Raw genomic sequence first — 13,066 nt, 5'->3', positions numbered from 1 at the left:
TGGCTGTGGAGAGCTTGAGCATCGACCGGCCCTGGGGGGTCGGTCTCGGGGGAATGGGAACACGGCATGCACGCGAAGACATCGAGAGTCGTATCGCTACGTCAGGGCCTGCGCGGCGCCCTCCTGGGGGCAGTTACGGTCGCGGCGATGCTGGGGGCGACCGCCTGCCAGGCCTCCGGGGGCGAGGACAACGCCGCCCCGTCGGCCTCCGCGTCGGCCGGGGAAAGCACGTCGAAGGGTCCCGAGACATCGGGTGACTCCGGCACCGCCACCGAAACCGGCGGTGGCGACGCGACCGGGGACAGCGGCGAGACCGGCGGAGGCAACGGCACCGACCACCAGGACTGCAGGACCACCGACCTCACCACCGCGGTCGAGCTGCAGGACCCGTCCGGGGAGACGCCCCGCCACTTCCTGCTGACCGTCACCAACGGCAACAAGAAGCCCTGCGTCCTGAACGAGGCACCGCTGGTGCGACTCGGGGCAGGCAACGAGGCCCCAGTCGTCGAGACCCTCGGAGAGCCGGACACCGAGCCCGTCGTCGTCGAAGGAGACGGAACGGCCTACGCGGGCCTGTACGTCTTCGGCAACGACGAGGGCGGCGAGGCGGAGTACGACCAGGCCGACCGGTTCACCGCCACCCTGGTCGCCGGTGAGGGCACCGAACTCAACGGCACGCTCGTCTTCGACCTGCCCGACGGCCTCTCCTCCGTCTCTTACGACGACGCGGCGCGGCTGAACGGCTGGGCCGGCACCGAGGGCCTGGCGATGCGCCCGATCAACCAACTCTGACCTCGGGCGGGCTGCCCGTGCCCCACTGCCGGGGCACGGCACCCTCGACCGCGGCTCACCGCGTTCAGTTTGTCGTTCTGGCGTTTCCGAAGGGAGTGGATCAGCTGCCGGAGGGAGGGCCTAGGCAGTTTCTCCGACGGCCGTGGCGCGGATGATGGAGGCAGTGAATCCTTCCAGGCCGAATTGCGGTCCACTTGCTAAACGAGCCTCGGTCACCCCGTCCGTATAGAGGAGGACCCGGTCCCCGGGCTCCAGAGCAATCTCGTGCACCACACGCGAGGAGGGCACAAGGCTTCCGGGTGTGCCCATGGGAGGTCACCCGCATTGCTCTGCCGTACCGCCCTGCGACTAGTTTGGGTGCAGGACAGGTACGCGGGCCCGTGGTGGCACAGGTGCACGGGGGACGGGAGGTCGGGAAGGGTGTCGCTGCGCGAAGGAGATCCAGCCGAGATCGGCGGTTATCCACTTGAGGCGCGGCTCGGCTCGGGTGGCATGGGCACGGTCTTCCTGGCCCGTACGAGTTCGGGGCGACCCGTAGCGATCAAGCTCATCCACCAGCAGTACGCGGGGGACGACGAGTTCCGCATCCGTTTCCGGCAGGAGGTGGCTGCCGCGAGGCGGGTGAGTGGAGCGTTCACCGCCGCCGTGGTCGACGCCGCGCCCGAGGCCGAGCAGCCGTGGATGGCGACGACCTACATCGAGGGGCACACACTCGCCCAGCGCATCGCCGCGGAGGGTCCGCTGAACGGAGCGGAGCTGAGGAGGCTCGCCATCGGGCTGGCGGAGGCACTGCGCGACATCCACCGGGTGGGGGTCGTCCACCGTGACCTGAAGCCCTCGAACGTCGTGCTCTCGCCCGAGGGCCCGCGCGTCATCGACTTCGGCATCTCGCGCGCCGTGGACCAGCAGACATTGACGATGACCGGGCGGGTCATCGGTACGCCACCCTTCATGTCGCCGGAGCAGTTGCAGGCGCCGCGTGGTGTGGGGCCGCGGTCCGACGTCTTCTCGCTGGGGACGCTGCTGGTGTACGCGGCGACGGGACACGGGCCCTTCGACGCGGACAGTCCGTATTTGACGGCATATCAGGTGGTGCACGAGCAGCCGTCGCTGGGTGCGGTGCCGGCGGCTCTGCGTGCGGTCATCGAGCCGTGCCTGGACAAGGAGCCCGAGGGGCGCCCCTCGGCGGACGAACTCCTCGTGCTGTTGCGGGATCTGCCGTCCGACCTCGGCGGGACCGAAGCGACCGGGCTCGGCGCGGGCCGCACCCGCGACATGATCACCCAGCATCACGCGACGCGGGCCACCCCGGCGCCGAATACCCCGCCCACCGCCGAGGCCGGTCCCGGTCCAGGGAGCACCGGCACTCCCATCGGCCGGCGTCTGCGCCGCCGGTGGCGTCCTGTGCTCGCGGCCGCGGTCGCCGTGGCAGCGATCGGCGGGGGAGTCGCGGCGCTGAAGGCGGGCGGCTCCGGAGGGAACAGCGGCGGCGACAAGGGCAACAGCGTCGCGGTGCCGGGTGCCACGCTGCCGGACGGCTTCGAGCCGTGGCACGGGACCGTGCAGGGTGGCAGCGAAGACATCCCCGACGAGTTGCGTTGCGTCGCGCGCGGTGACGCACTGTTCTGCGGGGGCGGCGGCGTCGTCGCCACCCGTATCAGCGCCAAGGACGGCTCGCGGGTGTGGACGGCGAAGAGCCCGGGCGTCCCCGTCCAGGGCATGCACCTGGTGGGCGCCACCGACGACACGGTGCTCGGCTACCGCTTCGCCGCCCAGGACGCCCCGCAGGGCCCTCCCAGCGAGGTGGTGGCCATCGACGCCGGCAACGGCCGGGAGCTGTGGTCCGTACCGTCCGGCGCCCAGTCGACAGCCGTCACCGGCCGGACCCAGGACGCCGTCGTGGTCGGCTCGGCCGTCGTCACGGTCGACGCTTCCAACTCCCGCTTCGAGGCCCGGGACGCGCACAGCGGTGAGGTCACCTGGACGACGTCGTTCCCCGCAGGGACCCAGTGCGCTCCCGTCCCGGTGGGCCCACAGCTATGGGCGATGTGCGCGACGGATGCGGAGGTGGACGCCTTGGAGGTGCGCCACCCGACCCTGTCCACGGTCGACCTCGCCTCGGGGACCCTGGGCAGGCCCATCGCGGTCGACGGTCCCGCCGTGCCGTTGGGCGGCGCCGACGGGAGGCTCGTACTCCTTCAGGAGCATCTGGAGGGACCGGCACTGACCGGCTACGACGGGGTTGCGCGGGTCGACCCGGCCTCGCGGAAAGTCACGTACTCCCGACTGGCCGAGACATACGCGGGGACGCCCGGCATGGCGGACGGCACCGTGTACGTGAGCGGGCACACCGGTCTCGTCACGGCGGTCGACCCCGCGACCGGCCGGAAGAAGTGGTCGCGGCAGACGGGCGTGGAGGGCGCGTCAGGTCCCGCGGCAGGAGCCGACGCGCTGTACTTCAGCTCGGCCACCGGCCGGGTCGTCGCACTGGCCCCGCACGACGGCAGGGTGCTGTGGACAACGGATCCGCAGGCCGACGGTCTGACGGGTGAGCAGGGCGCAAGCCCGCGTGTGACCGTTGCGGGACGTGCGGTGATCGTGGCCGCGGCCAGGAACACTCTCTTCGCCTTCGACGCACAGAAGCCGCCGAAGCCGAGCTGACCGCGGCGGCACCGGACGCCTTCTCGGCGGGCCCAGGACCACGACGGTGTGCGCTGTTCAGGCGACCGGCTCGCCGATGCCCAGCAGGTTTCCCTCGCTGTCACGGAACCAGGCGGCGCGTTCTCCCCGTGCGCCCTTGCTCGGGTAGTTCCCGTCGATATCGGCGATCCCGTCCTTCGTCCGGAGACCGGGTACGTCGACGTCTTCGAACATCACGCCGCGTTGCCTGAGTTCCGCCACGACCGTCTCCACGTCGTCGACCTGCCAACCCATCTGGGTGAACGTGCCGGGTGCGGTTCCCGTCGACTCGAACAGGGCGAACTCCGTTTCTCCGCACCGGTACAGCAGTCCACCGGGCCTTTCGTCGACGGGCTCCAGACCGAGCTGCTCGGCGTAGAAGCGCCGAGCCCGGTCCAGGTCCTGGGCCGGCAGCCGGGTCGCCACGCGCCCCCGGGCCAGAATGTTCCTGTTGTCCGCGGTCATGCCTCCACTGTGCCCGGAGCCGCGGTCGGCTGCCGGGCGTGAGCCCCGGCGTGTCGAGCACCCGCGCCGGCCCCCGGTACCCGGCCCGGGTCGTGGCACGCACCTGCTCGGTCACCTCGCCGCGCTTCCCCCGTCCGGCCCTGCGAGCGCCCCTCGACCGCTTGATCGTCCCCGGGCGGGGTAGCGAGATGGCATGGCCACTGAGAACACATCCACTGCTGCGAGCGGATACGTGCAGCCCGAGGTCGACGTCCGGGCCCTGGCCGAGGTGCTCGACGGCGAGTACGCCGAGATCCGCGACCTGGTCAGGAGCAACCTGGTGAGGCATGCCTCCGTTCTCGAGGAGGCCGACGAACTCGGCATCGACGCGTTTCGCGAGCGGGTTCGTGAGCTCGTGGTCGAGATGGCCGCGACGGGACAGACCGGTATGGGTTTCCCGGGCAAGTACGGTGGGGGTGGCGACATCGGAGCCTCGATCGCCGCTTTCGAGACCCTCGCCTTCGGCGACCTGTCGGTGCTGGTGAAGGTCGGCGTGCAGTTCGGACTCTTCGGTGGCGCGATCCTGCACCTGGGCACCGAACGCCACCACGACGCCCATCTGCCGGACCTGATCACCGGGCGTCTGATGGGGTGCTTCGCGATGACCGAGACCGGGCACGGATCCAATGTCCAGGCGCTTGGCACCCTCGCGAGGTACGACGCCGCACGCCAGGAGTTCGTCATCACCACGGACGGCGACCAGGCGCGCAAGGACTACATCGGCAACGCGGCCCGCCACGCGGAGCTGGCGGTCGTCTTCGCCCAGCTGGAGGTGGGCGGGAAGCCCGAGGGGGTGCACGCGTTCGTCGTGCCGGTCCGGGTCGGCGGCGAGGTGGCGCCCGGCGTCCGGATCGAGGACGACGGCCGGAAGATGGGCCTCAACGGTGTGGACAACGGCCGCATCTGGTTCGACGGCGTGCGGGTGCCGCGCGAGGCGCTGCTCAACCGGTTCGCCGACGTCACCGCCGAGGGCGTCTACGAGAGCTCGATCGAGAACCCCGACCGGCGCTTCTTCACCATGCTCGGCACACTGGTGCAGGGCCGGGTCAGCGTCGGCGGCGCCGGGGTCAACGCGGCCAAGGTCGCCCTCGCGATCGCCACCAAGTACGCCGTACGGCGCCGGCAGTTCGAGGCGTCCCCTGACGCGGAGGAGCAACTGCTCCTCGACTACGGTCTGCACCAGCGTCGTCTGCTGCCGCTCATCGCGCGTACGTACGCGTTGCACTTCGCGCAGGACGTCGTGCGCACGCAGCTGCACGACGTGTTCTCCGGCATCGAGGACGACGCGCACGCGCGGCGTCGGCTGGAGTCACGGGCCGCAGGCACCAAGGCGCTCGGTACCTGGCACGCCACCCGGGTCATCCAGGAGTGCCGCGAAGCGTGCGGCGGCGCGGGCTACCTCACCGTGAACCGGTTCGCCGCACTCAAGGCCGACAGCGACATCTTCACCACCTTCGAGGGCGACAACCACGTCCTGCTGCAGCTTGTGGCCAAGGGCCTGCTCACCCATTACGCGAGCGAGTTCGAGGACCTCGACCAGCTCGGCATGGTCCGTTACGTCACGAGCCTCGCCGTCGAGACGGTCATCGAGAAGACTTCGGCCCACAAGCTGCTCGAGCGGGTACGCGATCTGCTGCCCGGCGGCGACGAGTGGGACCAGGAAGCCGGCCTGCTCGACTCGGAATACCAGCTCGCCATGCTCCGCTACCGCGAGGAGCACATGCTCGCCGGCGTCGCCCGCCGGCTCAAGCGCGGGATCGACCAGAAGCGCAACCCCGGAGTCGTCTTCTCGCAGGTCCAGGACCACGTCATCGCGGTCGCCCACGCGCACGTGGAGCGGCTGGTGCTGGAAGCGTTCGTCGACAGGGTGCGTGCGCTGCCGAAGAGCGGCAACAAGGTCGCGCTGGGCCTGCTGTGTGACCTGTTCGCCCTGTCGACGATCGAGGCGGACCGGGCCTGGTTCATGGAGCACGGCCGGCTGACCGTCCAGCGTTCCAAGGCGATCAGCCGTGAGGTGAACGACCTCTGCCGCAAGGTCCGGCCCCTCGCGGTCGACTTCGTCGACGCCTGGGGCATCCCGTCGGAAATGCTGCGCGCGCCGGATCTGGTGGGCTGATCCGGCGCCGTGCCGAGCCGCATCGGGCACGTGGCGGTGGCACGGAGAGGGCCCGTTCCGGGGCGGGCCCTTCCGGTCAGCAGGCGGTCAGATGCGGTCGGCCGCGATGAGGAGGTACTGGAAGGAACCGTCCCTGTACGAGTTGATGAACGCGTCCTCGATTCCCGTGACCAGCGAAGACGTGGCCCGCAGCTCCCAGTAGGGCAGGGTGTCGGGAGTGAGATCGATGACGGCCTGTGGCACGAGGCGATTGTCGGCCATGGCGCGCAGGTACTCCCGGCGCGAGTGGATGTTGCACTCGAAGTGCGCGTTGATCTGCGAGACCCACTTCGACGGCTGCCCGTACCGCGGGTTCCAGCAGCCGGTGATGGTCACGTAGCGGCCGCCGACCTCGAGGATGCGGGAGTGTTCGGCGAAGAGGTCGTCGAGGTCGACGTACATGCTCGACTCGTTGTTCCACGAGGCCGCGGCCGACCCGGTCTCGAAGGGAGTGGCGAGCATGTTGCAGACGCGGGCGCGGACGTGGTCCTGGACGCGGAGTTCGCCGGCGCGACGGTTGGCGAAGTCGGCTTGCTTGGCCGACAGCGTGACACCCTCGACCTTGCATCCGAAGCGCTGGTGCGCCATCACCATCGATCCGCCGCGCCCGCAGCCGGCGTCCACCAGGGTGTCGTCACTGCCGATGTCACCGAGATGCCCGAGGAGGAACTCCGCCTGGGCGGACTCCAGTCGGTGGAGTTCGGCGATGAGCCTCTTCTCGCTCTCGCTGTCCGCGGAGTCACCGAGTGCGGTGTGGTCCACGTCGCCGATGCCGTAGTGGTGGTGGTAGATGCCGTCGACATCGCCGAGACGCAGGTTCACGGGCCTGGCCTCCCCGTCCCAGTAACGGGCGATGTCCCCCTGGTAGGGCGTTGACGGGCGGGGGATGTGGAGGGATGTGGTGGCGAGTTCGGTGTGGGTCACGGATGAATCCATTCTCTTACCAGAAATCGGGCAGGCTGTAGCGGTAGGTGTTGGACCGGTGCCAGTGGTGGTTACCGTCGACCCAGGCGGCCACGCCCCGGAGGAAGCGCTGCACGTCGGGGGCGGGGCAGGCCTCGGCCAGGGCGGAGGCTTCTCGTTCGAAGTCGTGCATGAGGTCGTTGTGGACCTCGACCGACTTCAGATAGGCGTCCCGTTCGGAGAGGCCCTCACGTTCGGCGATCACGACGGGCAGGTTCAGGTGATGGCCCGGAGCGTCGAGTTCCTTGGTGTACGAGTACAGGTCGTTCACGATGGTCGTCGCGTTCCCCGCGAGGGCGATGACCTTCTGCATCGCGGCCTGGGCGTGCAGGTCCGCCGGCAGTTCGTAGCCGCCAACGGTGTCGGTGATGGTCGGGCAGGGACGGAAGTTGTTGAACTGGCGCATCGCCAGGTACTCCCACACCTCCGGTACGTGGTCCAACTGCGCCCAGGCCGCTTCGGCGAGGTACCCCAGGTGCAGCCGGGCCATGTCGTGCCGTAACCGGTCCGCCTGGGAGGGGCTGGCCGCGCGGACGAAGTACTCCATGGCGGACCGGTAGGCGCGCCGGGGTGCGTCCGCGTGGAGCGATTTCGCCCACTGCGGCTGGTACTCCTCGGTCGTGTGCAGGGGGTCGAGGGCGGTGTGCGCCAGCAGAAGGCGTTCGCCCAGGCCGACGGGCGAGCCCCCGTGGTCCTCGCAGTAGCAGTCGTCCACGGCGTTCTCGGCCACCATCAAGCGTGTGGCGACCATCAGGTGGTCGACGGTGGGCGCGTCCGGATGGCAGCCGACCATGTAGCGGCCCACGGAAAAGCCGTCGAACTGCTCCTCCCAGTCCTCGGGATACAGGCTGACCTCGTCCAACGCCCAGGCCTTGATCCTTCGGCCGACTTCCTCGACCCGCACCGGGTCGGGCTCGGGCACCGGGTGGTAGTAGAGGCCCGGGACCGGTGTGCCCTCCGCGGTGTCCGCCGGCGGGGCCGAAGGCGATGGCGGCCTCTCCCGCAGGGTCAGGCGCAGGCCCGCAGTGCCCAGACCGCTGGGGCCACGCAGGATGCGTTCCAGGTCGGCGCCCGGTGCGTGCACCGCGGCCGCCGGGGTGGCTGGGGGAGTCGGGGCGGGCGAGGACGGTGCAGGCGGGGTGAGCGAGGCCGGAGCGCCGGGTGGCCCGCCGGTTGCGGTACTGATGTCGAGGGCGCGGGCCGCGGCCGAAGCGAGTACGTGCGCCCCGAAGCGGGAAGCGGCCTGTTGCAGGTGGGACTGTGGTGGTGGCAGCTCAGGTTCGGACATCCATGGCTCCTTCGTGGGGTGGGCGGCTGTCCCGAGGCCCTCCGGGGCATGCGCGACCGCCCCGAGAGGGGTTGGGGTGTCGCACCAGGCCTGGTCGGGCCGGGCCCGCTACCTGGGCCAGTGCGCGATCTGTACGTTCTCCAGTACGCCGACCGCGTCCGGCACGAGGATGGCGGCGGAGTAGTAGGTGCTGACGAGGTAGGACGTGATCGCCTTCTCGTCGAGACCCATGAAGCGCACCGACAGACCCGGTTCGTACTCGTCCGGGAGCCCGGTCTGGTGCAGCCCGATGACGCCCTGGTTCTCCTCGCCGGTACGCATGGCGAGGATCGAGCTGGTCTTCTCCCTGGTGACGGGGATCTTGTTGCAGGGGAGGATCGGGACCCCGCGCCAGGCCGGGACCTGCTGGCCCCCGAGGTCGACATGGTCCGGATAGACCCCACGCGCGTTGAATCCGCGCCCGATCGCCGCGATCGTCCGAGGGTGCGCGAGGAAGAACTTGGTGCCGCGGCGACGGCACAGCAGTTCGTCCATGTCGTCCGGGGTCGGGGGGCCGGAGTGCGTCTGGATGCGCTGCTTGAAGTCCGCGTTGTGGAGCAGGCCGAACTCCCGGTTGTTGATCAGCTCGTGCTCCTGGCGCTCACGCAACGCCTCGATGGTCAGCCTGAGTTGCTCCTTCGTCTGGTTCATCGGCCCGTTGTAGAGGTCGGCGACCCTCGTGTGGATCCGCAGAATGGTCTGGGCGACCGAGAGTTCGTACTCGCGCGGTTTCAGTTCGTAGTCGACGAACGCGCCGGGCAGCTCGGATTCGCCGATGTGGCCGGCCGACATCGCGATCTCTGCCTCGCCGCGGTGGTTCTGCCGTTGGCGGGACAGCGATGAGAACTCATCGAGGTGGGCTCGGAGGCTCGGCGCCGTGGACAGCACGGCCGTGAAGTCGGCGCGTGACAGGGTGAGCAGCGTGCCCGAGGTCTCGGCGGTGGCGGTGTGCTCCCACCGGGCGTCCTCGTCCAGCAGGGTGTGCTCCCCGAACCGGTCGCCATCGGCGAGTACGTCCAGGGCGGCCTCGTCGCCGTACTTGCCGGCCGAGGTCCGGCTGATGCGGCCGTGGGCGATCAAGTGGAGCTGGTCCGCGGGCGTCCCGCGCTCGACCAGCGTCTCGCCGCTGCGGAAGTCGCGTTGAACGCACCTGTCCGCGACGGCTGTCAGTACCTCCACGTCGTCGAAGCCGCGCAGCAGGGCCAGTTCACCGAGCTCACGGGGAATCACCCGGACGTCCGCGCCGTCCTGGACGAACTCCACGCTGCCGTCGCCGACGGTGTACGTCAGCCGGCGGTTCACCCGGTAGGCCCCGCCCTGGGTCTCCACCCAGGGGAGCATGCGCAGCAGCCAGCGGGAGGTGATCTCCTGCATCTGCGGGGCGGACTTGGTGGTGGTGGCGAGGTTGCGGGCAGCCGCCGTGCTCAGGCTGGACTGCCGGGGCAACTCCACCTGGGCTTCCGTGGTCGAGTCAGTGGTCATCGGGCAAGGTCTCCTTGGTCAGGGCGGTGGAGCGCGTAAGCGGACACCACCGGGCAACAGGAGGGAAAAGCGGTATATGAACGGGAACCCGTCCAGACCCAGAGGAACCCTAAAGGCCGCTGCGCCCCCTGGACCAAGGGAAGTTGCCGACATTCGCTCGATACGATGATCGCGCCCGCACGATGTTTGTCCGGGTACCGGATGTATTCAGCCGACGCTTACGGCGCGTTCCAGCGATCAGCCGGCTCGGATCCAGCGGTGTGGGACCGACGGGCCGACGGGTGGCAGAAGTGCCTTGCGCCAAGAGGGGGCGGGCTGTCGGGGCGACCGCTCGCCGGCGCAACCGTTCCGCATGAGCGACCACCGGCCCTACTGAGGCGAGGCCAGAAACGCCACAGGGCCCGGTTTCGGGCCGGGGAACAGTGGGGGGAACGCACCGACGAGGTGTTTCCGCGGACTTGAGGCGAAAGGGGCGACCGGTGCGGTTCGTGATCGCCGGGGAGGCACGCCGCAGTGTGCTCACGCACCGCGCGAACCGAGGCGGCGACGGTCATCGGTCCTGTCGTGTACGGCGCGGGGGCGGGCTGCGCGCCGTACACGGCGACCGGCAGGAGGATGGGCCTTGGGCCCGGCGTGGGACCCTGCCGGCTCCGCGAGGGAGCGGGACCTGCCGGGCAGGGACGTGGGGTCACCGATGCGGTCCCGGTCGGCGTGTGGCGGGCCGGTCGCACGCCGACCGGTGCCGGGACGGGAAGGCGACCTCATCGCGCGGACGACGGCCCGCCGGTATCCCGGAGGCTCCGGGTGCGGGCGTATTCAGGCCAGCATGCCGGCGCGGAGCTTGGTGAGGGTGCGGGTGAGGAGGCGGGAGACGTGCATCTGGGAGACGTCGAGTTCGGCGCCTATCTGTGACTGCGTCATCTCCTGGCCGAAGCGCATCTCGATGATGCGGCGCTCGCGGTCGTCGAGCTCCTCCAGGAGCGGTGCCAGGGCGTGCAGGTTCTCCACCGTCTCCATGGCCGAGTCCGGCTCGCCCAGGACGTCGGCGAACGTGCGGGAGGCCGAGCCCGGCGTTTCCCCGGAGTCGGTCGGCAGGTCCAGGGAGCCCGCGGTGTAGCCGTTCGACGCGATGATGCCTTCGATGACCTCGTCCTCGGTGAGGTCCATGTGGGTGGCCAGTTCCTTCGCCGTCGGGTCACGGTCCAGGAGGGTGGCGAGTTCGTCCTTCGCCTTGGCAAGATCCACGCGGAGTTCCTGCAGCCGTCGGGGCACGTGGACGGCCCAGGTGGTGTCACGGAAGAAGCGCTTGATCTCGCCGATGATGTAAGGGACGGCGAAGGTGGTGAACTCGACCTCACGGGAGAGTTCGAACCGGTCGATGGCCTTGATGAGTCCGATGGTTCCGACCTGGGTGATGTCCTCCATCTCACCACTGCCCCGGTTGCGGAAGCGGCGCGCGGCGAACCTGACCAGGGAGATGTTCATCTCGATGAGCGTGTTGCGCGCGTATTGGTACTCACGCGTGCCTTCCTCGAGCACCTGCAGCTGCTCGAAGAACAGCGTCGACAGGGCGCGCGCGTCCTTCGGGGCCACCTTGCCCGCGTCCTCGATCCAGGGCAGCTCGCCGACACGCTCCGGTGCCTTCGAAGCCGACGCTCCGTCAGTCGGCATGACCCCGAAAGTCTGTTCAGCAATCACTTTTTGTCACCCTCCCTGGTACGAGCCGCTTCCTGACGAGCCCTTGCCCCGCCTCGGGAGGCCCATGCGTCATGACGCGAATTATCTTGCTGTGCGGAAACAGTTGTCTCTGGGCATCGTAAGATGAGCAGGCCCGACCACCGGTGCGACCCCTTGGGCGCGCCGCGCTGGATCGGGCACAGGCCCCGTACGCTGGAGGCCGACGGCCGGGGCCCACGGACGGTCCGGGGTTTCGGCGCAGCACGACGAGAAACAGGATCACGTGGACAGATTCGCTGCCGTCGAGCGAGAGCTGCGCAAGGCCGCGCCTCACCAGCTCCTCGACGTCGTCACGACAGCTCTGCGGGAGCAGTACGACGTACAGAGCGTGGAGTTGCGGCTCGCCGACTACGGCGTGACCACGCTCCAAGTGGTGTCCGAGGCGCCTCCCGCCGAGCCGGTGCACATACATGACAGCCCGCAAGGGCGGGCTTTCGGCGCCCAGGAGGCGTACGTGGAGCCCCGGACCACGCCGGGACCTGCGACCGCGCACCTGCCGGTGACCGTCCGAGGCGACCGGCTCGGTGTCCTCAGCGTCACGGCTCGGGAGGGCGGCTGGTCCCGCGAGGGCCTCGCGGAGATGCAGCAGATCTGCGAGGCGCTCGGCCACGAGATCCTCGTCGCCGAACGGGACACCGACCTCTATCTCCTTGCCCGCCGTGCCACACGGCTGACACTGGCGGCGGAGATGCAGTGGCAGCTGCTGCCCGGCCGCTCCGTGTCCCGCCCCGAATTCTCGCTGGGCGCCCACCTGGAGCCCGCGTACGCGATCTTCGGCGACAACTTCGACTGGTCGGTGTCGGCCCATCACCTCACGCTCACCGTCACCAACGGCATGGGCAAGGGGATGGAGGCGGCCCTGCTGTCCAATCTCGTCGTCAACGCGCTGCGCAACGCCCGGCGCGCCGGCCTCGACCTCTCCGGCCAGGCCAGCCTCGCCGACCAGGCCGTCTACGCCCAGCACCGTGGTGCCCTGTACGCGTCGGTCCTGCTGCTCCGCTTCGACCTGGCCACGGGCGAGGTGGAGGCCGTGGACGCCGGCTCCCCCCGCATGTGGCGGCTGAGGGGACGCGGGGTCGAATCCTTCGCCTTCGACGCGCAGCTCCCGCTGGGCATGTTCGAAGAGACGGAGTACGTCGCGGAGCGCTTTCACGTGGAACCGGGCGACCGGCTGCTGATCGGTAGTGACGGTGTCTACGACAGCGCGTCGGCGGCGGGGGAGCACTACGGGCAGCGTGCCCTCGCACGGTCACTGTCCGCGCACCGCTTCCTGCCTTCCGAGCAGGTGCCTCTCGCGGTACTCCGCGATCTGCGGGACTACCGGGGTGCGACACCGCTGGAGGACGATGCCCTGGTGGTCTGCCTGGACTGGTTCGGACGGCAGTCCTCCACCGATGGCACGTTCGTGTGACCGTGGCCGATCAGGC

The 13,066-nt window shown here is 69.7% G+C and carries 10 protein-coding genes; 4 read left to right on the top strand and 6 right to left on the bottom strand.

The window, feature by feature from the left end:
• Positions 1-66 precede the first annotated feature (66 nt).
• Positions 67-792 (top strand): DUF4232 domain-containing protein, encoded by a 726-nt coding sequence (locus ACFW9O_RS18625; protein WP_384610585.1) that lies wholly within the window; start codon positions 67-69, stop codon positions 790-792.
• Between the two features lie 120 nt (positions 793-912).
• Here ACFW9O_RS18625 and ACFW9O_RS18620 read toward each other — a convergent pair whose 3' ends face one another.
• Entirely contained in the window at positions 913-1,101 is a 189-nt protein-coding gene (locus tag ACFW9O_RS18620; RefSeq protein WP_384610584.1) for a SpoIIE family protein phosphatase, read from the bottom strand.
• A 111-nt stretch (positions 1,102-1,212) separates the two neighbouring features.
• Between ACFW9O_RS18620 and ACFW9O_RS18615 the strand changes: the two genes are divergently transcribed.
• The gene (locus ACFW9O_RS18615) at positions 1,213-3,453 is read left to right on the top strand and encodes a PQQ-binding-like beta-propeller repeat protein (protein ID WP_384610582.1); all 2,241 of its coding nucleotides are present in this window, start codon (positions 1,213-1,215) and stop codon (positions 3,451-3,453) included.
• A gap of 57 nt (positions 3,454-3,510) precedes the next feature.
• On the opposite strand, the gene ACFW9O_RS18610 is transcribed toward ACFW9O_RS18615, so the two are convergent.
• Positions 3,511-3,936 (bottom strand): VOC family protein, encoded by a 426-nt coding sequence (locus ACFW9O_RS18610; RefSeq protein ID WP_384610581.1) that lies wholly within the window; start codon positions 3,934-3,936, stop codon positions 3,511-3,513.
• A gap of 193 nt (positions 3,937-4,129) precedes the next feature.
• On the opposite strand from ACFW9O_RS18610, the gene ACFW9O_RS18605 reads away from it, so the two are divergent.
• Positions 4,130-6,091 carry an acyl-CoA dehydrogenase gene (locus ACFW9O_RS18605; protein WP_384610579.1) on the top strand — a complete coding sequence of 654 codons (1,962 nt, stop codon included), beginning with the start codon at positions 4,130-4,132 and terminating at the stop codon, positions 6,089-6,091.
• Positions 6,092-6,178: 87 nt separating this feature from the next.
• Here ACFW9O_RS18605 and ACFW9O_RS18600 read toward each other — a convergent pair whose 3' ends face one another.
• From ACFW9O_RS18600 to ACFW9O_RS18585, 4 genes are all read right to left on the bottom strand, one after another.
• The gene (locus tag ACFW9O_RS18600) at positions 6,179-7,054 is read right to left on the bottom strand and encodes a geranyl diphosphate 2-C-methyltransferase (RefSeq protein WP_384610578.1); all 876 of its coding nucleotides are present in this window, start codon (positions 7,052-7,054) and stop codon (positions 6,179-6,181) included.
• A 16-nt stretch (positions 7,055-7,070) separates the two neighbouring features.
• Entirely contained in the window at positions 7,071-8,381 is a 1,311-nt protein-coding gene (locus ACFW9O_RS18595) for a family 2 encapsulin nanocompartment cargo protein terpene cyclase (RefSeq protein ID WP_384610576.1), read from the bottom strand.
• 108 nt (positions 8,382-8,489) lie between these two features.
• The gene (locus ACFW9O_RS18590; protein ID WP_384610574.1) at positions 8,490-9,902 is read right to left on the bottom strand and encodes a family 2B encapsulin nanocompartment shell protein; all 1,413 of its coding nucleotides are present in this window, start codon (positions 9,900-9,902) and stop codon (positions 8,490-8,492) included.
• Between the two features lie 816 nt (positions 9,903-10,718).
• Positions 10,719-11,573, bottom strand: coding sequence for a SigB/SigF/SigG family RNA polymerase sigma factor (locus tag ACFW9O_RS18585; RefSeq protein WP_384610572.1), 855 nt, complete (start codon positions 11,571-11,573; stop codon positions 10,719-10,721).
• 289 nt (positions 11,574-11,862) lie between these two features.
• Here ACFW9O_RS18585 and ACFW9O_RS18580 point away from each other — a divergent pair, with 289 nt between their 5' ends.
• The gene (locus ACFW9O_RS18580; protein ID WP_384610570.1) at positions 11,863-13,050 is read left to right on the top strand and encodes a PP2C family protein-serine/threonine phosphatase; all 1,188 of its coding nucleotides are present in this window, start codon (positions 11,863-11,865) and stop codon (positions 13,048-13,050) included.
• Positions 13,051-13,066: the final 16 nt, after the last annotated feature.

The sequence above is a fragment of the Streptomyces sp. NPDC059499 genome (genome assembly GCF_042749285.1).
GTDB lineage: Bacteria > Actinomycetota > Actinomycetes > Streptomycetales > Streptomycetaceae > Streptomyces.
Note: the sequence above shows the minus strand (reverse complement) of the source record. Positions and strands in the feature narration are given on the sequence as shown.

Bases quoted from the DNA above. Each gene is read 5' to 3' on its own strand.
- ACFW9O_RS18625 (WP_384610585.1), top strand. From the start codon at position 67: ATGCACGCGAAGACATCGAGAGTCGTATCGCTACGTCAGGGCCTGCGC.
- ACFW9O_RS18605 (WP_384610579.1), top strand. From the start codon at position 4,130: ATGGCCACTGAGAACACATCCACTGCTGCGAGCGGATACGTGCAGCCC.
- ACFW9O_RS18595 (WP_384610576.1), bottom strand. From the start codon at position 8,381: ATGTCCGAACCTGAGCTGCCACCACCACAGTCCCACCTGCAACAGGCC.
- ACFW9O_RS18585 (WP_384610572.1), bottom strand. From the start codon at position 11,573: ATGCCGACTGACGGAGCGTCGGCTTCGAAGGCACCGGAGCGTGTCGGC.
- ACFW9O_RS18590 (WP_384610574.1), bottom strand. From the start codon at position 9,902: ATGACCACTGACTCGACCACGGAAGCCCAGGTGGAGTTGCCCCGGCAG.
- ACFW9O_RS18610 (WP_384610581.1), bottom strand. From the start codon at position 3,936: ATGACCGCGGACAACAGGAACATTCTGGCCCGGGGGCGCGTGGCGACC.
- ACFW9O_RS18620 (WP_384610584.1), bottom strand. From the start codon at position 1,101: ATGGGCACACCCGGAAGCCTTGTGCCCTCCTCGCGTGTGGTGCACGAG.